This window comes from Rhizobium tumorigenes (assembly GCF_003240565.2).
Classification (GTDB): domain Bacteria; phylum Pseudomonadota; class Alphaproteobacteria; order Rhizobiales; family Rhizobiaceae; genus Rhizobium; species Rhizobium tumorigenes.
In genome coordinates, this window is record NZ_CP117255.1 from 2,503,505 (window position 1) to 2,524,330 (window position 20,826).

The following is a 20,826-nucleotide window of genomic DNA, read 5'->3' on the forward strand; positions in this document are numbered from 1 at the left end:
TTGCAACTGCTCTATATCGGTGCATAAACTGGAGGCAGAGACGCGTTCGGAAAACGATTTATTCAGATTTAACACTCTGATTACAAATCATAAATGGCGAGACCAACCATGAATACGATTTCAAAGGCCTCACTCCCCGCGCCCGCGCCCCGCAGTTCCCGTCCTGAGATTCTGGCCGAAGAAATCATCGAGCGCCTGACCTACCGCATCGGCAAGGATGCCAAGGTCGCCAAGCCGCACGACTGGCTCACCGCAACCATCCTCGTCATCCGGGACCGGATCATCGACCGCTGGATGGAATCCACCCGCAAGACCTACGCATCCGGCGCCAAACGCGTCTATTACCTGTCTCTGGAATTCCTCATCGGTCGCCTCATGCGCGATGCCATTTCCAATCTCGAATTGATGGAAGAGATCACCGAGGCCCTCACCTCGCTCGGTGTCGACGTCAACGTCATTGCTGGCCTCGAGCCGGATGCAGCGCTTGGCAACGGCGGCCTCGGCCGTCTCGCCGCCTGCTTCATGGAGTCGATGGCCACGGTCGACGTGCCCGCCTACGGCTACGGCATCCGCTACGTGCACGGCCTGTTCCGCCAGCAGATGGCTGATGGCTGGCAGGTCGAGTTGCCAGAAACCTGGCTGGCGCACGGCAACCCCTGGGAGTTCGAGCGCCGCGAGAGTGCCTACGAAATCGGCTACGGCGGTGCCGTGGAAATCGTCGCCGGCAACGAGGATGCGCCGCGCTATGTCTGGAAGCCCGCAGAGCGCGTTATAGCGGCGGCCTTCGACACACCTGTCGTCGGCTGGCGCGGCAAGCGCGTCAACACGCTGCGCCTCTGGGCAGCCCAGCCGATCGATCCAATCCTGCTCGACGCCTTCAATGCGGGCGATCATATCGGCGCACTGCGCGAGAGCAACAAGGCTGAAAGCCTGACGCGCGTCCTTTACCCGGCAGACGGCACGCCGGCCGGCCAGGAGCTGCGCCTTCGCCAGGAGTTTTTCTTCTGCTCGGCCTCGCTGCAGGACATCATCCGCCGCCACCTGCAGCAATATGACGACCTGACCTCGCTGCCGGACAAGGTCGCCATCCAGCTGAACGACACCCATCCGGCCGTCTCCGTTCCCGAACTGATGCGCCTGTTGGTCGACGTCCACGGCTTCGAATTCGACGCCGCGTGGGACATCACCCGCAAAACGTTTTCCTACACGAACCACACGCTGCTGCCGGAGGCGCTGGAAAGCTGGCCCATCCCCTTGTTCGAACGCCTGCTGCCGCGCCACATGCAGATCGTCTATGCGATCAACACCACGGTGCTGCTCGAAGCGCGCAAGGTGCATAACTTCACCGACGCAGAAATCCGCAGCGTTTCCATGATCGACGAGAGCGGCGACCGTCGCCTGCGCATGGGCAACCTCGCTTTCATCGGCTCGCATTCCATCAACGGCGTGTCTGCCCTGCACACCGAGCTGATGAAGGAGACGGTGTTTGCCGACCTGAACAAGCTCTATCCCGACCGCATCAACAACAAGACCAACGGCATCACGCCGCGCCGCTGGCTGATGCAATGCAATCCGGGGCTGACAAGCCTGATCCGCGAAACCATCGGCGACGCCTTCATGGATGATGCCGAGAAGCTGAAGCCGCTCGACGCCTTCGCCGGCGATGCCGCCTTCCAGGAAAAATTTGCCAGGATCAAGCGCGACAACAAGGCACGGCTTTCCAATCTGGTCGCCGGCCGCATGGGCATCAAGCTGGATCCGAATGCCATGTTCGACATCCAGATCAAGCGCATCCACGAATACAAGCGCCAGCTCCTCAACATCGTCGAGACGGTGGCCCTCTACGACCAGATCCGCTCGCATCCCGAACTCGACTGGCAGCCGCGCGTCAAACTGTTCGCTGGCAAGGCAGCGCCGAGCTATCACAACGCAAAGCTGATCATCAAACTGATCAACGATGTCGCCAAGGTCATCAACAACGACCCGTCGGTGCGCGGCCTCCTGAAGGTCGTGTTCATCCCGAACTACAACGTCTCGCTTGCCGAAGTGATGGTGCCTGCTGCCGACCTGTCGGAGCAGATCTCGACCGCCGGCATGGAAGCGTCCGGCACCGGCAACATGAAATTCGGCCTCAACGGCGCGCTCACCATCGGCACGCTGGACGGCGCGAATGTCGAGATGCGCGACAATGTCGGCGCCGACAACATCGTCATCTTCGGTCTCACCGCCGAGCAGGTCGCCAAGGTCAGGACAGACGGCCACAACCCGCGCCAGGTGATCGAGCAGTCCCGCGAACTGGCACAGGCGCTGGCCGCCATCTCCTCGGGCGTCTTTTCGCCGGACGACCGCAATCGCTACACTGACCTGATCGAGGGTATCTATGCCCATGACTGGTTCATGGTCGCTGCCGATTTCGACAGCTACGCCGCCGCCCAGCGCGACGTCGACCTTCTCTGGGCTGATAAGGCGACCTGGTACAACAAGACCATCTGCAATACGGCGCGCATGGGCTGGTTCTCATCCGACCGGACTATCCGCCAGTATGCGGATGAGATCTGGAGAGCTTGATGAAGAAACGAAAAGCCGGCGCTGAAGGCACGGCCGCAAAGAATGTCTCCGCCGAGACCATCGCAGCGATACTCAACGCAGAGCATACTGACCCGTTTTCCGTCCTCGGGGTGCAGCAGACGGACGAAGGCTATGTCGTCCGCTGCTTCGTTCCCGGTGCCGAAGCGGTCAGCGCGACCACCATCGACGGTACGTTGATCGGCGAACTCGAGATGCTCGATCCGGCCGGATTTTTCGCCGGTCCGGTAACTCTTTCGAAGCTGCAACCGGTGCGCTACCGCGCCCGCCGCGACGATGCGGAATGGGCCGTCACCGATCCCTATTCCTTCGGCCCCGTGCTCGGCCCGATGGACGATTATTACGCCCGCGAAGGCTCCGATCTTCGCCTGTTCGACAAGATGGGCGCCCACCCGCTGAAGCATGAAGGCGTCCACGGCTTCCATTTCGCCGTCTGGGCACCGAACGCGCGCCGGGTTTCCGTCGTCGGCGAATTCAACGGCTGGGACGGCCGCCGCCACGTCATGCGTCTGCGCAGCGACAGCGGCATCTGGGAAATCTTTGCCCCGGACGTCCGGGCCGGCGTCACCTACAAGTTCGAGATTATCGGCAAGGATGGCGATCTGCAGCCCCTCAAGGCCGATCCCTATGCACGACGCGGCGAGATGCGTCCGAAGAATGCATCGGTGACGACGCCGGAACTGGTGCAGGACTGGGAAGACGACGCCCACAGGAAGCATTGGTCGGATGTCGACCATCGTCGCCAGCCGATTTCCATCTACGAAGTGCATGCCGGCTCCTGGCAGCGCAACGACGATGGCACGATGTTGTCCTGGGACGAGATGGCCTCACGGCTCATCCCCTACGTCGTCGACATGGGCTTTACCCACATCGAATTCCTGCCGATCACCGAGCACCCCTACGATCCCTCCTGGGGCTACCAGACCACCGGCCTCTATGCCCCGACGGCCCGGTTCGGCGAGCCCGAAGGCTTCGCCCGCTTCGTCAACGGCGCCCACAAGGTCGGCGTCAGCGTCATCCTCGACTGGGTGCCGGCGCACTTTCCGACCGACGCCCACGGCCTCAGGCATTTCGACGGCACGGCCCTTTACGAGCATGCCGACCCACGCCAGGGCTTTCATCCTGACTGGAACACTGCGATCTACAATTTCGGTCGCACCGAGGTCGTCTCCTACCTGCTCAACAACGCCGTCTACTGGGCCGAGAAATTCCATCTGGACGGCTTGCGCGTCGATGCCGTCGCCTCGATGCTCTACCTCGACTATTCGCGCAAGCACGGCGAATGGGTGCCCAACGAGTACGGTGGCAACGAAAACCTCGAGGCCGTGCGTTTTGTCCAGGAGATGAACAAGCGCCTCTACGGCAGCCATCCCGGCGTCATGTCGATCGCCGAGGAATCCACCTCGTGGCCCAAGGTTTCGGCGCCCGTGCACGAAGGCGGACTGGGGTTCGGCTTCAAGTGGAACATGGGCTTCATGCACGACACGCTGAGCTATCTCGCCCGCGAGCCAGTGCACCGCAAGCACCACCACAGCGAACTTACCTTTGGCCTGATCTACGCCTACTCCGAAAATTTCGTCCTGCCGATTTCCCACGACGAAGTGGTGCACGGCAAGGGCTCGATGATCGCCAAGATGGCAGGCGACGACTGGCAGAAATTCGCCAACCTGCGTGCTTTCTACGGCTTCATGTGGGGTTATCCCGGCAAGAAGCTGTTGTTCATGGGCCAGGAGTTTGCCCAGTGGAGCGAATGGAGCGAGGAGCGTGCGCTCGACTGGAACCTGCTCCAATACCGCATGCACGAGGGCATGCGACGGCTGGTGCGCGACCTCAACTTCACCTACCGCAGCAAGCCGTCGCTGCATGCGCGCGACTGCGAGGGTGAAGGCTTTGAGTGGCTCGTCGTCGATGACGATACGAACTCGGTCTATGCCTGGCTGCGCAAGGCACCGGGTGAAAAGCCCATTGCCGTGATCACCAATTTCACGCCAGTCTATCGGGAGAACTACGCGCTTCCATTGCCAGCGGAGGGGCGCTGGCGGGAGATCCTTAACACTGATGCCGACATCTATGGCGGCAGCGGAAAAGGGAACGGAGGACGGGTGCAAGCCGTTAATGCCGGGGGAAGCATCATGGCCAACATCACACTGCCGCCGCTGGCGACCATTCTGCTGGAACCGGAATTTTAAGAATCGATTGGGAGGATAAAATGGTAGAGAAACGCATTCAGCCCTTGGCGCGCGACGCTATGGCCTATGTCCTCGCAGGTGGCCGAGGAAGCCGCCTGAAGGAACTGACCGACCGCCGCGCCAAGCCTGCGGTGTACTTCGGGGGCAAGGCGCGCATCATCGATTTTGCGCTCTCCAACGCGCTGAACTCCGGTATCCGCCGCATCGGTGTGGCGACGCAGTACAAGGCGCACTCGCTGATCCGCCACATGCAGCGCGGCTGGAACTTCTTTCGCCCCGAGCGTAACGAAAGCTTCGACATCCTGCCTGCCAGCCAGCGCGTTTCCGAGACGCAGTGGTACGAGGGTACCGCCGACGCCGTCTTCCAGAATATCGACATCATTCAGGACTACGGCGTCGAGTACATGGTCATCCTCGCGGGCGACCACGTCTACAAGATGGACTATGAATACATGCTGCAGCAGCATGTCGACTCAGGCGCTGATGTCACCATCGGTTGCCTCGAAGTGCCGCGCATGGAAGCCGTTGGCTTCGGCGTGGTGCACGTCGACGAGCACGACCGCATCATCGATTTCGTCGAGAAGCCTGCCGATCCACCCGCCATCCCGGGCAAGCCGGAAAGCTCCTTCGCGTCGATGGGTATCTATGTCTTCCGCACCAAGTTCCTGATCGAGGAGCTGCGCCGCGATGCCGCCGATCCGAACTCCAGCCGCGACTTCGGCAAGGACATCATCCCTTACATCGTCAAGAACGGAAAAGCCGTCGCTCACCGCTTTGCCCAGTCCTGCGTTCGCTCCGATTTCGAGAACGAGCCCTACTGGCGCGACGTCGGTACCATCGACGCCTACTGGCAGGCCAATGTCGATCTGACGGCCATCGTCCCGGAACTCGATATCTACGACAAGAGCTGGCCGATCTGGACCTATGCCGAGATCAATCCGCCGGCGAAATTCGTCCATGACGACGAAGATCGCCGCGGCTCGGCCGTATCCTCTCTTGTCGCGGGCGACTGCATCATCTCGGGCGCGACACTGTCGAGCAGCCTGCTGTTCACTGGCGTCAGGGCGAACTCATATTCGCGCCTCGAAGGTGCCGTCGTGCTGCCGAGCGTCAAGATCGGGCGCCGGGCACAGCTGAAGAACGTTGTCATCGACCACGGCGTCACCATTCCGGAAGGTCTGGTTGTCGGCGAGGACATCGAGCTCGACGCCAAGCGCTTCCGCCGAAGCGAAGGCGGCATCTGCCTGATCACCCAATCGATGATCGATAAACTGGATATTTGATAATATGAAAGTCCTGTCGGTCGCGTCCGAAGTCTTCCCATTGATCAAGACAGGGGGCCTGGCCGACGTTGTCGGAGCCCTGCCTGGAGCGCTCAAGAGCTACGGCATCGACACCAAAACCCTGCTGCCCGGCTACCGGGCAGTGATGAGCATCATAAGATCGCCCGTCGTCGTACATGTCTTCAGCGACTTGCTCGGCGCCCCCGCCACCCTGCTCGAGGTGGACCATCACGGCATGTCGGTGCTAGTTCTCGACGCTCCGGCCTATTTCGACCGGGCCGGCGGCCCCTACGTCGATGAACGCGGTCGGGACCACCCCGACAACTGGCATCGCTTTGCCGCGCTGTCGCTCGCAGGAGCCGAGATTGCGGCGGGAGTGATTCCGGACTGGAAGCCGGACATCGTCCATGTCCACGACTGGCAGTCGGCCATGGTGCCGGTCTATATGCGCTACAGCGAGACGCCGGAAATCCCGAGCATCGTCACTATCCACAACATCGCCTTCCAGGGCCAGTTCGGCAACGATATCTTCCCGCAGCTGAAGCTGCCGCGACATGCCCTTTCCATGGAAGGCGTCGAATACTATGGCGACGTCTGCTACCTGAAGGGCGGCCTGCAGGCAGCCCATGCGATCACCACCGTCAGCCCCTCCTACGCCGAAGAAATTCTCACCCCCGAGTTCGGCATGGGGCTGGAAGGCGTCATTGCCAGCCGCCAGAGAGACCTCCACGGCATCGTCAACGGCATCGATTCAGACGTCTGGAACCCGGACACCGATGCGATGATCAGCCAGAACTTCAGCCTCTCGAAGCTCGCAAAGAGAGACGAGAACCGCTTGGCAATCATCGACCATTTCCATCTCGACAACGACGATGCGCCTATCTTCTGCATCATCAGCCGACTGACGTGGCAAAAGGGCATGGACCTCGTCGCCACCACGATCGACGAGATCGTCGGCATGGGTGCCAAACTCGCTATCCTCGGCGCCGGCGATGCAGCTCTCGAGGGCGCATTGCTCGCAGCAACCGCTGCCCATCCCGGCCGCGTCGGCATGGCCGTCGGCTATAACGAACCGATGTCGCACCTGATGCAGGCAGGTTGCGACGGCATCATCATTCCGTCCCGTTTCGAGCCCTGCGGGCTGACCCAGCTCTACGGCCTGCGCTACGGCTGCGTACCGATCGTAGCGCGCACTGGGGGGCTGAACGACACCGTAATCGACGCCAGTCACGCTGCACTACAGGCAAAAGTCGCCACCGGTGTGCAGTTTGCACCGGTCACCGTAGACGGCCTTTTGCAGGCAGTGCGCCGCGCCATCCGGCTGTTCCAGGATCGAAAACTCTGGACGCAGATGCAAAAGCAGGGCATGAAATCCGACGTATCCTGGGGAAAGAGCGCAGAGCGCTACGCCGCCCTTTATTCCAGCCTCGTCTCGAAAGGCAACTAACCCGATGATCAAAGCGGTTCCGACAACACCCTATCTTGACCAGAAACCCGGCACTTCCGGCCTGCGCAAGAAAGTCCCGGAATTTCAGCAGGCGAACTATGCCGAGAACTTTATCCAGTCGATATTCGATTCGCTGGAAGGCTTTCAGGGCAAGATCCTGGTCATCGGCGGCGACGGTCGCTACTACAATCGCGATGTGATCCAGAAGGCCATCAAGATGGCCGCAGCCAATGGCTTCGGCAAGGTAATGGTCGGCAAGGCCGGTATCCTGTCGACCCCGGCCGCCTCCCATGTCATCCGCAAATACAAGGCCTTCGGCGGCATCATCCTCTCGGCCAGCCACAATCCCGGCGGCCCGACCGAAGACTTCGGCATCAAGTACAACACCGGCAACGGCGGCCCTGCCCCTGAAAAGATCACCGACGCGATCTTTGAACGCACCAAGGTCATCGACAGCTACAAGATCGCTGACTTCCCCGACGTCAATCTCGACCGCATCGGCAAGGAAGAAATGCCGGGCGGCATGATCGTCTCGGTCATCGATTCGGTCGAGGACTACGCAGCGCTGATGGAAGAGCTGTTCGATTTCGGCGCCATCCGCAACCTGATCAGCCTCGGCTTCCGCATCTGCTTCGATGCTATGAGCGCCGTCACCGGCCCCTATGCCAAGGAAATCCTCGAAAACCGCCTCGGCGCGCCTTCGGGATCTGTCCGCAACTTCAAGCCGCTTCCCGATTTCGGCGGCCACCATCCGGATCCGAACCTCGCCAATTGCCATGAACTCTACGAAGAGATGATGAGCGACGACGCCCCCGATTTTGGTGCGGCGTCCGATGGCGACGGAGACCGCAACCTGATCATCGGCAAGGGCGCCTATGTGACCCCCTCCGACAGCCTCGCCATTCTCGCCGCCAATGCGAACCTGGCACCCGGCTATTCGCACGGAATCGTCGGCATTGCCCGCTCCATGCCGACTTCGGGCGCCGCCGACCGCGTCGCCGAGAAGCGCGGCATCGGCATGTACGAAACCCCGACCGGCTGGAAATTCTTCGGCAACCTGCTCGATGCCAACATGGCGACGATCTGCGGCGAGGAAAGCTCCGGAACGGGTTCCAACCACGTCCGCGAAAAAGATGGTCTCTGGGCGGTGCTGCTTTGGCTCAACATCCTGGCGGTGCGCGGCGAAAGCGTTGCCGACATCATGGGCCAGCATTGGGCGACCTACGGCCGCAACTACTATTCGCGCCACGACTATGAAGGCGTCGACACCGAGGCCGCCAATGGCCTGATCGACGCGCTGCGCGAAAAGCTGCCAACTCTTCCAGGCACCAAGATCGGCAACCTGACTGTCACGTCCGCCGACGACTTCTCGTACCACGATCCGGTCGACAAGTCGGTCAGCAACAACCAGGGCATCCGTATCCTGTTCGAGGGCGGTTCGCGCATCGTTTTCCGGCTTTCGGGCACCGGCACGTCTGGCGCCACGCTTCGCCTCTACATCGAGCGCTACGAGCCGGACTCGACCCGCCACAACATCGAGACGCAGGCAGCACTCGCCGATCTGATCGCAGCAGCCCAGTCGGTTGCCGACATCAGCGGACGAACAGGTCGCCCTGCACCGACCGTCATCACCTGATCCGGCAGATGGCAAAAAAGCTGCAGCAGGGCGGCGTCGTCCTCACAACCGACGGCGCCGAATTTGCGGTATGGTCCAGCCACGCCACCCTGCTCGAGCTCTGCATCTTTGATAAAGCGGGCACCGAAACCGCACGCCTGCCGATGACGCGTGATGGCGATGTTCACCGCGTCGTCGTGCCGGGATTGAAAGAGGGTGCGCGCTACGGCTACCGGGCGCACGGTCCCTACGATCCCGATAACGGCCTATGGTTCGATCCGGCTAAACTCCTCGCCGACCCCTATGCCAGGATCTTCGACCGTCCCTTCGTCTACGACAGCCGGCTCGGAATTTTCAGCAAGGATACGGCAGCGCTGATGCCGAAGGCGGTCGTCACAGCCGACATCGTCGCAAGGCGCGAGGCACCACGGTTCGCGCCCGGTGGTCTCATCTACGAAGTGGCCGTCAAGCCCTTCACCATCCTCAATACCGATATCCCCGAGGCCCGGCGCGGCACGGTCGGCGCCTTGGCCCATCCCGCAGTTATCCGCCATTTGAAGCGGATCGGCGTCGATGCCATCGAGCTGATGCCGATCACCGCCTGGATCGACGAGCGGCATCTGCCACCGCTCGGGCTGACCAACGGTTGGGGATACAATCCGGTGTCGTTCATGGCGCTCGACCCACGGCTGGTCCCAGGCGGCATGACGGAGCTTCGCGACACGGTCGCAGCGCTGCATGCGGAAGGCATCGCCGTCATTCTCGATCTGGTCTTCAACCACACCGGCGAGAGCGACCGAGAGGGCAGCACCCTGTCCCTGCGCGGCCTCGACAACCTGTCTTTCTACCGTCATGTCGAAGGCCGCCCCGGCGAACTCGTCAACGACACTGGCACCGGTAACACGGTGGCCTGCGACCATCCCTATATCCGCCAGCTGATCATAGACAGCCTGCGTCATTTCGTGCTGCAGGCCGGCATCGACGGTTTCCGCTTCGATCTGGCGCCGATCATCGGCCGTACCGCCGAAGGTTTCCAGGCCCACGGCGAAACCCTCAGCGCCATGCTGGCTGATGACGTACTGGTCGACAGGATCATGATCGCCGAACCTTGGGACATCGGCCCCGGCGGCTACCAACTCGGCAATTTCCCGGCGCCGTTTCTCGAGTGGAACGACCGCGCCCGCGACGACACGCGCCGCTACTGGCGAGGCGACCACGGCATGACCGGCGATCTTGCGACCCTGCTCGCCGGCTCTGCACCATCATTCGAGCGCGACGGCCGCAAGCAGACCCGCAGCGTCAGCTTCCTCGCCGCCCATGACGGGTTCACACTGATGGACCTCGTCTCCAACACCCAGAAGCACAATGAGGCCAACGGCGAGAACAACCGCGACGGCCACAGCGACAATCTCTCCTGGAACAACGGTGTCGAGGGTGAAACCGACGACAGCGAGATCATCACGAGACGTCGCACTGATGTCATGGCGATGCTGTCGACCTTGTTTGCAACGCGCGGCTCGATCATGTTGACATCCGGAGATGAGGCCGGACGTTCGCAGCGCGGAAACAACAACGCCTATTGCCAGGACAACGCCATCACCTGGGTGGACTGGGCGGCATTCGACGAGGAACTCGTCAGCCACACCGCGTTTCTCGCAGACGTCCGCAAGCGCTTCGTGATTTTTTCGCAAACCGACTTCCTTACTGACGGGGACGTCGCCTGGCTCTCGCCTTCGGCAGCGCCGATGACCGTAGAGCAATGGCAGACACCCGATCTATCCACGTTGACGATGGTGTTGAACACGGTCGACCGTCTCGAGCAAAAGCCGGCGCGTCTCGCCGTCGTGATCAACCGCACGCATGCGGAGCAAACGTTCACGCTTCCGGGCTCGGGCAACCATCCGTGGCGCCTACTCTCCGCCGGCAGTGAGGCGGAGGTTCCCGAGCATATTTCGGTCTCCTCACGCAGCGTCCGTTTCTTGGTCCAGAGGCGATAAACCTAAAGAATTCATATCGCTTTCATCGCCTGAGCGATGTACGTCTTGGTCATCGATACCGATCGAAGGAGAGACAATGCCACGCGAGATTTCACTGTCGGACGTCCAGCATATCGTCGGCACGGAAGTCGGACTGTCTGCCTGGATGCTCGTCGACCAGACGATGATCGACGCATTTGCCGATGCCACACACGACCATCAGTTCATTCATGTCGATCCGGAACGTGCCCGCGCCGAGACCCCGTTCGGTGGCACGATTGCCCACGGTTTCCTGACATTGTCGCTGCTGTCGGCCATGAACTACGATTGCCTGCCGAAAATCCGCGAGCAAACGATGGGCATCAATTACGGCTTTGAAAAAGTCCGCTTCATGTCTCCGGTCAAGCCCGGCAATCGCATCCGTGGCCACTTCATCCTCACCGAGGCCCGCTTCCGCGGCGCCGGCATGATCATGCTCACCTACGAGGTGACGGTCGAGATCGAGGACGAACGCAAGCCCGCCCTCACCGCCACCTGGATCACCATTACCCAGTTCGATCCGAAGGACCGGCCGGAGGACCACGAGTAAGCTCATGGCGCTCGACGGCACTTGCTGCCTCGCTCAACGCTTGAACCAAAGAATCCCGTCGAGGTATCCCCGCAACCGTTAAGCAAAACCGAACGAAAAATCCCCGCGCGAGGCGGGGACCATGGCTTCAGCGAAATGTTCGCTCAGTGCGCTGCATCTTCCGAGGCTTCGGCGAGAAGCCCGAAAACATAATCCGAAAACGATCGCCAGCACTCGACCTTGAAAGTCTCCGCATCCAGCCGCACCAGCACGATCTCCACCTTTCCGAACAGCGTGCGCGAGCAGGCGCCGACCGGAAAGACGCCGAGCGACAGGTCCTGCGGGCAGCCGGCCGAAAGGCAGGCTTCGGCATCAGGTCCCGACACGATAATGCCGGTGTTGCGGTGGGACACATCGGCTGCCGAATGCAGCACGCCCGAGCCGCCCGCGATGGCAACCAGATCGACTTCACCGTCGTCGATGACCAGCCATTCGTCCGGCCCAAGCCACAGCGCCATCCGGTTTCCCGTCTGGGCCGACGTCTTCGGGCTTGTCGGCAGGGCCAGACCCAGCGCGGATGACAGGGCTGCAACGGAGGCATCGGGCGCGCGCAGCGATATTCGGCTGGCGGGCTTGGCCGGTGTCAGGCGAACGCCGGCGGAGCCGCCGTGGCGCCCGGCGAGCGGCGATGTGCGAATTGCCTGATCAACCATGAATCCGGCCTCCTTCCTTGTCAAAGAACACCATGTCGGTCACCTCGACGGCGATTGTCTTGTCGGGCATCGGCACATAGAGCGTTTTTCCCATGCGCTCGCGGCCGCCGGCCACCAGCGCGAAGGCGATGGACCGACCGCAATTTTCCGACCAGTAGGCCGACGTCACGTGGCCAAGCATCGTCATCGGCTTAGGCTCGTTCGGATCGGCAACGATCTGGGCGCCCTCCTCCAGAACGACGTTCGGATCCTTGGTAACCAGCCCGACCAGCTGCTTGCGGCCCTGCTTGACGAGATCCGGCCGCTTCAGGCCGCGGATTCCGACAAAATCCGTCTTCTTCTTTGAAACCGCCCAGTTGAGGCCGGCATCGTCTGGGGTAACGGTGCCGTCGGTATCCTGGCCAACGATGATGTAACCCTTCTCGGCGCGCAGCACGTGCATGGTCTCGGTACCGTAGGCACAGGCGCCGAGTTTCTCCGCACGGGCCCAGACAGCTTCGAGCACCGACTGTCCATAATCCGCCGGCACGTTGATCTCGTAGCCGACATCGCCGGTAAACGAGACGCGGAAAAGCCGTGTCGGAACGCCACAGAATTTGCCTTCCGCAACACTCATATGCGGAAATGCCTCGTTAGACAGGTCGATGCCCTCGACGAAGGGCTCGATGATCTCGCGCGCCTTCGGGCCTTGGACAGCGATGACCGCCCATTGCTCGGTTGTCGATGTCAGCCACACCTTCAGATGCGGAAATTCCGTCTGCAGGTAGTCTTCCATGTGATGCATCACGCGCGGCGCACCGCCGGTCGTCGTCGTCACGTGGAAGCGGTCCTCGGCCAGCCGCCCGACGACGCCGTCGTCATAAACGAAGCCGTCTTCGCGCAGCATTATGCCGTATCGGCAGCGGCCGGGCTTCAGCGTATCCCAGGCATTGGTATAGATGAGGTTGAGGAATTCTGCAGCATCCGGGCCGACCACCTCGATCTTGCCGAGCGTCGAGGCGTCGAAGATGCCCGCCACTGCACGCACGGTTCGGCACTCGCGGTTGACCGCCTGGTGCATCGTCTCGCCGGCACGCGGATAGAACCAGGCGCGCTTCCAGTTGCCCACATCCTCGAAGATCGCTCCGTGCGCCTCTTCCCAGGCGTGCAGAGGCGTCTTGCGAGCGGGATCAAAGTGATCGCCACGCGAATGGCCGACCAGCGTGCCGTAGGTGACCGGCGTATAGGGCGAGCGGAAGGTCGTCAGGCCGACCTGGGGAATGGGGCGGTCCAGCACTTCTGCGGCAATCGCCAGCCCGTGCATGTTCGACAGCTTACCCTGGTCGGATGCCATGCCATTGGTCGTGAAGCGCTTGATATGCTCGATCGAGTGCATGCCTTCGCGCACTGCGAGCCGGATATCCTTGGCGCAGACATCGTGCTGGAAATCGACAAAGGCCTTGGCGGAGGTATCCGGGCCGGCACCTTCGGCAGCGCCGACCATGCCGCCAGTCCACTCGAAGGCCTGTTCGCCGGTCAGCAGGATCTTGCCGTCGCCGGTGGCACCTGTGGCCCGCGCCATCAGTTCGCCGGCAGCCAGCGATTCCTCGATGGTCTGCTGCAGGCCGTCGGTACCGTTGCAGGCGCCGATGGACAGGCAATCCTGCGCATAGGTGCCGGGCAGGAAGCGCTGCCCCTCTGCATCGAACCTCAGCTTTCCCCGCGACTGCGAGAACATATGCACCGACGGCGTCCAGCCAGCCGACATCAGCAGCGCATCGACGGCAATCTTGCGCTTGGCACCGCCGCCGTTGCGCGCAACTGTCATCGACGATACCCGAAGCCGGCCCGAGGTATCGATGACCGAATGGCCTGCGAGAACTTCGATGCCGAGACGGCGGGCTTCCGCCAGCACCGCCTCGCCGGGCCGGGTGCGGCAATCGACGATGGCCGACACAGACACGCCGGCCTTTTTGAGGTCGAAGGCAGCTTCATAGGCCGAATCATGGGCCGTATAGACGCCGATCCTGGCGCCGACAGCGACGCCGTAATGGTTGAGATACTCTCGCGCGGCCGATGCCAGCATGATGCCCGGCCGGTCGTTGTTGGCAAACACCATATGCCGCTCGATGGCGCCGGTGGCGAGGATCACGCGCCGGGCGCGAACCTGGATCAGCCGTTCGCGCGGCAGCTTGCGGTCAGGGCGGGCCATATGGTCGGTGACGCGTTCGGCCAACGCCACGAAATTATGGTTATAGTAGCCAAAAGCCGTGGTGCGGGTCAGCACCTCGACATTCGGCAGGGCCTTCAACCGTGCCGCGACGGACTGCGCCCAGTCATAGCCATCGACGCCGTCAATCCGGACGCTGGCATCGAAATGCAGCGCGCCACCGACAGTCGCCTGCTCGTCGCAGAGCAGGACCTTGGCACCTGCTTCGGCAGCAGCGAGCGCTGCCGACAGGCCGGCAATGCCGCCGCCGACCACCAGCACATCGCAATGGGCAAACCGGCTGGCATAGTGGTCCGGATCGGCCTCAGTCGGCGCAACGCCGAGACCGGCAGCCCGGCGGATGATAGGCTCATAGACATGCTTCCACGCAGCCTTCGGCCACATGAAGGTCTTGTAGTAGAAGCCGGCCGCAAAGAACGGCGACAGGAAGTTATTGATGCCGCCGATGTCGAAGCCGAGCGACGGAAAGCGGTTCTGCGAAAGCACCTTCATGCCATCGAAAACTTCCTGCACGCTGGCCCTCACATTCGGCTGGCGACGCGCCGAATCGCGCGAAATGTCGAGCAGCGCGTTCGGCTCCTCGGCGCCCGACGACAGGATGCCGCGCGGCCGGTGATATTTGAACGAGCGGCCCACAAGGTGGACGCCATTGGCCAGCAGCGCAGATGCGGCAGTGTCGCCCTCGAGCGCGGTGTAGGTCTTGCCGTCGAAGGTGAAGCGGGCGGTCTTGGCAGGCGTCAGGCGGCCTGCGCCGGGTATGCGATTGGCGCCGCTCATCGGGCGTCTCCTTCCGTCGCTTCATAGGTTTCGACGGGCGCATTGGTGACTGCGGTGGCGTCGATATCGGGCTTCGGTTCGCCGGCCTTGTAGGTCTGCAGGAACTTGTCGCTGACGGTATCGCGGGCCGCATTGAAGAAGCGGCCGCAGCCATGCATATGGCGCCAGCGCTCGAAGATCAGGCCCTTCGGATTATCCCGCAGGAAGAAGAACTCCTCGAATTCCTCGTCGGAGATGGCTGAAATGTCGGAAGGACGAACGATATGCGCGTCGCCGCAGTTGCGGAACTCGAGCTCCGAACGCTCTTCGCGGCAATAGGGGCAGTAGATCAGCAGCATGGGGAACTCCCGGCCGGGTGGGCATGGCGGATGTGATATTCGGCGGCAGGACGGAGAGTGGCCCGGATGTGGCGGCCTATCCCCCTCTGCCCCTTCGGGACATCTCGCCCACAAGGGGAGAGATCATTCATTTCCCTTATGAAAACCGGCGTCGATGGGGATCCCCCCCCTTGTGGGCGAGATGTCACCGAAGGTGACAGAGGGGGGTGGCTCCGAACTCGAGACATCGTTGCCATCAATGTGCCACCGCCGCAGCTGCCGCTTCGTCGATCAGGCGGCCGGACCGGAAGCGGTCCAGCGCCAGGCCAGCCGAGAACCTGTGCGGTTCGTCGCGGGCGATCAGGTGGGCAAACAGATGCGCCGAACCCGGCGTTGCCTTGAAGCCGCCCGTGCCCCAGCCGCAATTGACGTAAAGCCCCGGCACCGGCGTCCTCGACTGGATCGCCGAACGATCCGGCGTATTGTCGACAATACCGCCCCAGGAGCGCATCATCTTGACGCGCCGGAACATCGGAAAAAGTTCGCAGATCGCATCGAGCGTATGGGTGATGATCTGCAGGCCGCCAGTCTGGGAGTAGGAATTGTACTGGTCGGTACCGGCCCCAATCACCAGCTCGCCCTTGTCGGACTGCGAAATATAGGCATGCACGGTGTTCGACATGACGACGCAGGGGAAGATCGGCTTCAGCGGCTCGGACACCAGCGCCTGCAGCGGCGTCGACTGCAGTGGCACGCGGACATCGGCCATCTTCATCACGGTCGTCGTATGGCCGGCAGCGGAAACGCCGATCTTCTTTGTCCCGATCAGGCCGCGCGTCGTATCGACGCCGGTAACCTCGCCGTTCGGCCCGCGCCGGATGCCGGTGACTTCGCAATTCTGGATGATGTGCACGCCACGATCGGCCGCAGCGCGGGCATAGCCCCAGGCGACGGCATCGTGACGGGCAGTTCCGCCACGGCGCTGCAGGGCTGCACCGTTGATCGGATAGCGGGCGCTGGCTGAGATATCGAGCGGCGGACAGAAAGCCTTTGCCTGCTCCGGCGTCAGCCACTCGTTGTCGATGCCGTAGAGCCGGTTGGCATGGATATGGCGCTTGAAAGACTGCTGGTCGTGGACGTTGTGCGACAGCATCATCACACCGCGCGGCGAATACATGACGTTATAGTTAAGCTCCTGGCTCAGCCCTTCCCAAAGCTTCAGCGAGTGCTCGTAGATGTGCATGCTCTCTTCGTAGAGATAGTTCGAGCGGATAATCGTCGTGTTGCGGCCGGTATTGCCGCCGCCGAGCCAGCCCTTCTCGATGACAGCGACATTGGTTATGCCGTGCTCCTTGGCCAGATAATAGGCCGCCCCAAGCCCGTGCCCCCCGGCGCCGATGATGACGACATCGTATTCCTTGCGCGGCTCGGGCGAGGTCCACTGGGCGTCCCAGCCTTTGTGTCCACGTAACGCCTCGCGAGCCACGGCAAAAACCGAGTATTTCCGCATTCGCACTTACTCCTTGGGGAAGAGCTCTTCCAATGGGCCATACAAATCGCAAATCGAAAACCGACACAACGGTTCTTTTGCGACGCATTTGACGCAGGTGTCGACACCGGGGGAATTGGGGATGGATTGCGGGGATTTTTGGGGAGTAGGATGTGCGGATAGCGGCAGTCTGGCTGAAGAGGAAGGAAACGCAGCCTTCGGGATGCATGGACAGGTGAGCATACCGACTTGCCGAACCGCGTGACGCCTGCGTGACGCTTACACCCTCAACGCGCCGGGGGTCAGGCCATCTTCCCGGCGCATGATGGCCGTGAGGTGGCTTTGGCTGGAGAAGCCGCAGTCGATCGCGATCTCGGCCAGCGGCAGCCGTCCATTGACGATCAGTGCGCGGGCCTGATCGAGGCGCAGGCGGGTGAAATACTGGTGCGGGCTCGTCCCCGTCCGGCGCCGGAAGGAGCGCAGCATCTGGCTCGACGAGAGCTCGACCAGCGCGGCCAGGGCGTCGAGCCGGACGCCGTCTGTAAGATGCGCCTGCATATGGTCGCGCACCTGGCGGAACTGCCGGTCCGACAGGCCGCCCAGATCCTTTTGGGGTCGGGCGACGCCATATTGCCGGATGAGGTGGATGCCGAGCAGGTTGAGCAGCGAATCGAGCTCGAGGCTCGCCATCGTCCCGTGCGTACCCGAACGCAGCTCCTCGCGCAGCATGCCGCCGAGCAGCCCGACACGGCGGTCGACGACCGGCAAGGCGTCCGCGACGACGGTGGCAGACGGCAGGTCGAGGTCGGACTGGGCGAGGTCATCGAGCCACTGCTGCGACAGCGAGAACGCCGCCACCTCCTTGGGCTCATGCCAGCGCGCCCAGTAGTCCGCGCCTGCAGGCACGATTTCGCAGCACCCGCTGGCAGCCGAAGCGGTGCGGATCCGCGTGCCGCCGAGACGCGACTCTCGGTTGCTGAAGGGCTTGAACGACAACAACACAAGATGATGGGGGATCGACTGGCTGATCTCGCCGGCGTTCCGCCGGTTCCACGCCGCCGTCCCGAAATCCGACCGGACAAGCCGGCCCCAGTTCGGCACTGGCGCGTCAGCGGTGGCGACATGGGGAGCTTCGGGTGGAATGGCATCAGACATGTCTGTTCCCCGTACGGCGTGCGGATTTACTAACAACGATGCGCGTATCCTGAAAGCCGCACCCCTCCATGTCGCCTATTGCTTGCTCATCAACAAGGAGAAAGACAATGACAGCGAACGACATGAGCAAAAACATCGATGGCAAGGTAGCGGTCGTGATGGGTGCAACGCGCAACCAGGGGCGGGCCTATGCCGTCATGCTGGCGCGCAACGGCTGCCGCGGCGTGGCGGTCCACTATCATGGCGAAGCATCGCGGGGCGAAGCGGAAGAGACCGCCGCCGAGATCAAGCATTACGGTGCCGAGGCGCTTCTGTTCAGCGCCGACCTGACAGAGGTCGCCGACGTGGTGAAATTGTTCGACGCGGTCGACGAGACGTTCGGCCAACTCGACATCGTGGTGAACACAGTCGGCAAGGTGGTCAAGAAGCCCTTCGTGGAAATTACCGAGGCCGAGTTCGACCAGAGCTTCGCGATCAACAGCAAGGCGGCCTTCTTCTGCATGCAGGAAGCCGCAAAGCGGATCGCCGACAACGGCCGGATCATCAACATCGGCACGACGCTGCAGGCGGCAACGACCGGGCTCTACGCGATCTACGCAGGCTCAAAGGCACCGCTGGAACACTTCACACGCGCTCTTGCCAAGGAGATCGGCCACCGGGGCGTCACGGTCAACACCGTCGCACCTGGCCCGCTCAACACCTCATTCTTCTACCCGGTGGAAACGGACGACTCGAAAGCGTTTCTCTCCGGCATGAGCCCCCAGAACCGCCTCGGCGAGATCGACGAAATCACGCCATTGATCGAGTTCCTGGTCGGCCCGGGCGGCGGCTGGGTGACAGCCCAGACCCTCTTCATCAATGGCGGCTTCATCGCCCGCTAAGCCAATGACCAATCGGCGCCCGCCGCAAGCCGGCGCCGACCCCACCTTGAAAAAAGCCGATGAACCATCCGACCGGGCCATCGGCTGCTCGATTTCACGCGACACCTGACAGAGGCACCACCTCGGCCTTGTCGCTCGTCGGCAAGCACGAACCGCCCGCGCGCAACGTCTCCGACCAGTTCGTCCGGGCGCCCATGTGGCCCCTCACCCTATGACCATATGCGTCCCGCCGATAGAGAGCCGCTTTCGCATTCCGTGGTACAACGTCAGTTGCCTTGATTGGGCCCTGGTCCGGCGCCGAAGCGTACGATAAGAAGCGGGCTTGTCCGTCCCGAATTACGACGTCCGGTACTTCCCTTTTTCCCGGCCTGCCCCGTCCCTCATCTAGACTTCCACCCCCCGATCTGCTATCGCCCACGGCCAATCGCCCGGTCTCGGGCCGGGCGATAGACACAATTTTGCCTTCAGGGTCGCTGACTGGCGCAGGCTGGTTGGCGGGGTGCAATCGAACCGGGGAACGGTGTTCTCGTGCAGGTACTTGTCCGCGACAACAATGTCGACTAGGCGCTCCGCGCGCTCAAGAAGAAGATGCAGCGTGAAGGAAAGATCGGATAGTCGTTATTTCGACGTTTTCGAATGTATCTGTGGCGGGGCGAATCATTCGCCGCCGCCATCTTAGTTTATGAACAAATCTCTCGGCACAGCCCGATCTGACCGCATGGAAAGCGAAATCCGGAATGGCATTTATGACGCATGAACAGTCCCGAACCCCGATCCGGTCCGCTTCTGTTTCCAGGGCCGGCAAGGCAGCATTGCCGCTTCTGGCGCTCGTCGCAGCGATTGGCCTTGCCGGATGCCAGACAAATTCGACCGACGCGGTTATCCGCATCGACAAGGCGCAAGGTTCGCAGGAAAACATCTCCTCGCTGAGCTCCGTCATCGCCACCAATCCATCGGATCCGGAAGGCTACAACGTGCGTGGATCTGCCTATGGCCGCGCCGGCGAGTTTTCCAAGTCGCTGGCCGACTTCAACCAGGCGATCCAGCTCAACCCGAAATTCTACCAGGCCTATGCCAACCGCGCGCTGGTCTACCGCAACATGGGCAAGCAGGCGGAAGCCGCCGCCGACTACTCCTCGGCGCTGCAGATCAACCCGAACTACGATGTCGCCTATATCGGCCGGGGCAATATCTATCGCCTCGCCGGACAGGACGACCAGGCCTTCAACGACTTTTCCAAGGCGATCCAGCTCGGCACGACGGACGGACGCGCCTATCACGGCCGTGGCCTGATCTTCCAGAAGCGCGGCCAGCAGGAGAAGGCGATCGACGATTTCTCCAAGGCGATCTCGCTGTCGCCGAATTCGCCGGAGCCCTACAACGGCCGAGGCATCTCCTATATTGCCAACAAGGATCTCGACAACGCCTTTGCCGACTTCAACCACGCCATCGACCTCGACAACAAGGTGGCGGAATCCTGGTCCAACCAGGCTCTGGTCTATGAACAACGCGGCGACAAGGCGAAGGCACAGAAGTCCTATCAGCACGCGCTCAATCTCGACCCACGCTTCCAGCCGGCCAAGGACGGCCTCGCCCGTCTTCGCGGCTGATCGGACGATAC

14 protein-coding genes are annotated in these 20,826 nt (G+C 62.1%); 9 read left to right on the forward strand and 5 right to left on the reverse strand.

What is annotated here, in order from left to right; translation table 11 throughout:
* Nucleotides 1-108: 108 nt before the first annotated feature.
* The 7 genes from PR017_RS12240 to PR017_RS12270 all read left to right on the forward strand — a co-directional run bounded on the left by PR017_RS12240 (nt 109) and on the right by PR017_RS12270 (nt 11,685).
* On the forward strand, nt 109-2,568 hold the full coding sequence (locus PR017_RS12240; protein ID WP_111218758.1) for a glycogen/starch/alpha-glucan phosphorylase: 2,460 nt from the start codon (nt 109-111) through the stop codon (nt 2,566-2,568).
* Nucleotides 2,568-4,775, forward strand: coding sequence for a 1,4-alpha-glucan branching protein GlgB (glgB, locus tag PR017_RS12245; protein WP_111218760.1), 2,208 nt, complete (start codon nt 2,568-2,570; stop codon nt 4,773-4,775). Before PR017_RS12240 ends, glgB begins: the two co-directional genes overlap by 1 nt.
* 20 nt (nt 4,776-4,795) lie before the next feature.
* On the forward strand, nt 4,796-6,058 hold the full coding sequence (gene glgC, locus PR017_RS12250) for a glucose-1-phosphate adenylyltransferase (RefSeq protein WP_111218762.1): 1,263 nt from the start codon (nt 4,796-4,798) through the stop codon (nt 6,056-6,058).
* 4 nt (nt 6,059-6,062) lie between these two features.
* The gene (gene glgA / locus PR017_RS12255; RefSeq protein WP_111218764.1) at nt 6,063-7,505 is read left to right on the forward strand and encodes a glycogen synthase GlgA; all 1,443 of its coding nucleotides are present in this window, start codon (nt 6,063-6,065) and stop codon (nt 7,503-7,505) included.
* A 4-nt stretch (nt 7,506-7,509) separates the two neighbouring features.
* Nucleotides 7,510-9,141, forward strand: a complete 1,632-nt coding sequence (locus PR017_RS12260) for an alpha-D-glucose phosphate-specific phosphoglucomutase (RefSeq protein ID WP_111218766.1) — start codon at nt 7,510-7,512, stop codon at nt 9,139-9,141.
* An 8-nt stretch (nt 9,142-9,149) separates the two neighbouring features.
* Nucleotides 9,150-11,117 (forward strand): glycogen debranching protein GlgX, encoded by a 1,968-nt coding sequence (glgX, locus tag PR017_RS12265; protein ID WP_111218768.1) that lies wholly within the window; start codon nt 9,150-9,152, stop codon nt 11,115-11,117.
* Between the two features lie 76 nt (nt 11,118-11,193).
* The gene (locus tag PR017_RS12270; RefSeq protein ID WP_111218770.1) at nt 11,194-11,685 is read left to right on the forward strand and encodes a MaoC family dehydratase; all 492 of its coding nucleotides are present in this window, start codon (nt 11,194-11,196) and stop codon (nt 11,683-11,685) included.
* 143 nt (nt 11,686-11,828) lie between these two features.
* Here the strand turns inward: PR017_RS12270 and PR017_RS12275 are convergent, their stop codons facing one another.
* The 5 genes from PR017_RS12275 to PR017_RS12295 all read right to left on the reverse strand — a co-directional run bounded on the left by PR017_RS12275 (nt 11,829) and on the right by PR017_RS12295 (nt 18,324).
* Complete coding sequence (locus tag PR017_RS12275; protein WP_111218772.1) at nt 11,829-12,377, reverse strand: sarcosine oxidase subunit gamma; 549 nt, start codon at nt 12,375-12,377, stop codon at nt 11,829-11,831.
* Nucleotides 12,370-15,363: a sarcosine oxidase subunit alpha gene (locus PR017_RS12280; protein WP_111218774.1), complete on the reverse strand. Its 2,994-nt coding sequence runs from the start codon at nt 15,361-15,363 to the stop codon at nt 12,370-12,372. The genes PR017_RS12275 and PR017_RS12280 overlap by 8 nt, the downstream gene beginning before the upstream one ends.
* The gene (locus PR017_RS12285; RefSeq protein ID WP_111218776.1) at nt 15,360-15,701 is read right to left on the reverse strand and encodes a sarcosine oxidase subunit delta family protein; all 342 of its coding nucleotides are present in this window, start codon (nt 15,699-15,701) and stop codon (nt 15,360-15,362) included. The genes PR017_RS12280 and PR017_RS12285 overlap by 4 nt, the downstream gene beginning before the upstream one ends.
* Before the next feature lie 235 nt (nt 15,702-15,936).
* On the reverse strand, nt 15,937-17,190 hold the full coding sequence (locus PR017_RS12290; protein ID WP_111218778.1) for a sarcosine oxidase subunit beta family protein: 1,254 nt from the start codon (nt 17,188-17,190) through the stop codon (nt 15,937-15,939).
* 258 nt (nt 17,191-17,448) lie between these two features.
* Nucleotides 17,449-18,324 (reverse strand): helix-turn-helix domain-containing protein, encoded by an 876-nt coding sequence (locus tag PR017_RS12295; protein ID WP_111218780.1) that lies wholly within the window; start codon nt 18,322-18,324, stop codon nt 17,449-17,451.
* Between the two features lie 107 nt (nt 18,325-18,431).
* On the opposite strand from PR017_RS12295, the gene PR017_RS12300 reads away from it, so the two are divergent.
* Both PR017_RS12300 and PR017_RS12305 read left to right on the forward strand, forming a co-directional pair.
* Nucleotides 18,432-19,205 (forward strand): SDR family oxidoreductase, encoded by a 774-nt coding sequence (locus PR017_RS12300; RefSeq protein ID WP_206423145.1) that lies wholly within the window; start codon nt 18,432-18,434, stop codon nt 19,203-19,205.
* Between the two features lie 746 nt (nt 19,206-19,951).
* Nucleotides 19,952-20,815 (forward strand): tetratricopeptide repeat protein, encoded by an 864-nt coding sequence (locus PR017_RS12305; protein ID WP_240538943.1) that lies wholly within the window; start codon nt 19,952-19,954, stop codon nt 20,813-20,815.
* Nucleotides 20,816-20,826: the final 11 nt, after the last annotated feature.

What these genes read in the sequence shown, in the direction of transcription:
- PR017_RS12300 (WP_206423145.1), top strand. Translation starts at nt 18,432, where the DNA reads ATGACAGCGAACGACATGAGCAAAAACATCGATGGCAAGGTAGCGGTC.
- PR017_RS12275 (WP_111218772.1), bottom strand. Translation starts at nt 12,377, where the DNA reads ATGGTTGATCAGGCAATTCGCACATCGCCGCTCGCCGGGCGCCACGGC.
- glgA (WP_111218764.1), top strand. Translation starts at nt 6,063, where the DNA reads ATGAAAGTCCTGTCGGTCGCGTCCGAAGTCTTCCCATTGATCAAGACA.
- glgX (WP_111218768.1), top strand. Translation starts at nt 9,150, where the DNA reads ATGGCAAAAAAGCTGCAGCAGGGCGGCGTCGTCCTCACAACCGACGGC.
- PR017_RS12280 (WP_111218774.1), bottom strand. Translation starts at nt 15,363, where the DNA reads ATGAGCGGCGCCAATCGCATACCCGGCGCAGGCCGCCTGACGCCTGCC.
- PR017_RS12240 (WP_111218758.1), top strand. Translation starts at nt 109, where the DNA reads ATGAATACGATTTCAAAGGCCTCACTCCCCGCGCCCGCGCCCCGCAGT.
- PR017_RS12285 (WP_111218776.1), bottom strand. Translation starts at nt 15,701, where the DNA reads ATGCTGCTGATCTACTGCCCCTATTGCCGCGAAGAGCGTTCGGAGCTC.
- PR017_RS12270 (WP_111218770.1), top strand. Translation starts at nt 11,194, where the DNA reads ATGCCACGCGAGATTTCACTGTCGGACGTCCAGCATATCGTCGGCACG.
- PR017_RS12305 (WP_240538943.1), top strand. Translation starts at nt 19,952, where the DNA reads ATGACGCATGAACAGTCCCGAACCCCGATCCGGTCCGCTTCTGTTTCC.
- glgB (WP_111218760.1), top strand. Translation starts at nt 2,568, where the DNA reads ATGAAGAAACGAAAAGCCGGCGCTGAAGGCACGGCCGCAAAGAATGTC.
- PR017_RS12290 (WP_111218778.1), bottom strand. Translation starts at nt 17,190, where the DNA reads ATGCGGAAATACTCGGTTTTTGCCGTGGCTCGCGAGGCGTTACGTGGA.
- PR017_RS12295 (WP_111218780.1), bottom strand. Translation starts at nt 18,324, where the DNA reads ATGTCTGATGCCATTCCACCCGAAGCTCCCCATGTCGCCACCGCTGAC.
- glgC (WP_111218762.1), top strand. Translation starts at nt 4,796, where the DNA reads ATGGTAGAGAAACGCATTCAGCCCTTGGCGCGCGACGCTATGGCCTAT.
- PR017_RS12260 (WP_111218766.1), top strand. Translation starts at nt 7,510, where the DNA reads ATGATCAAAGCGGTTCCGACAACACCCTATCTTGACCAGAAACCCGGC.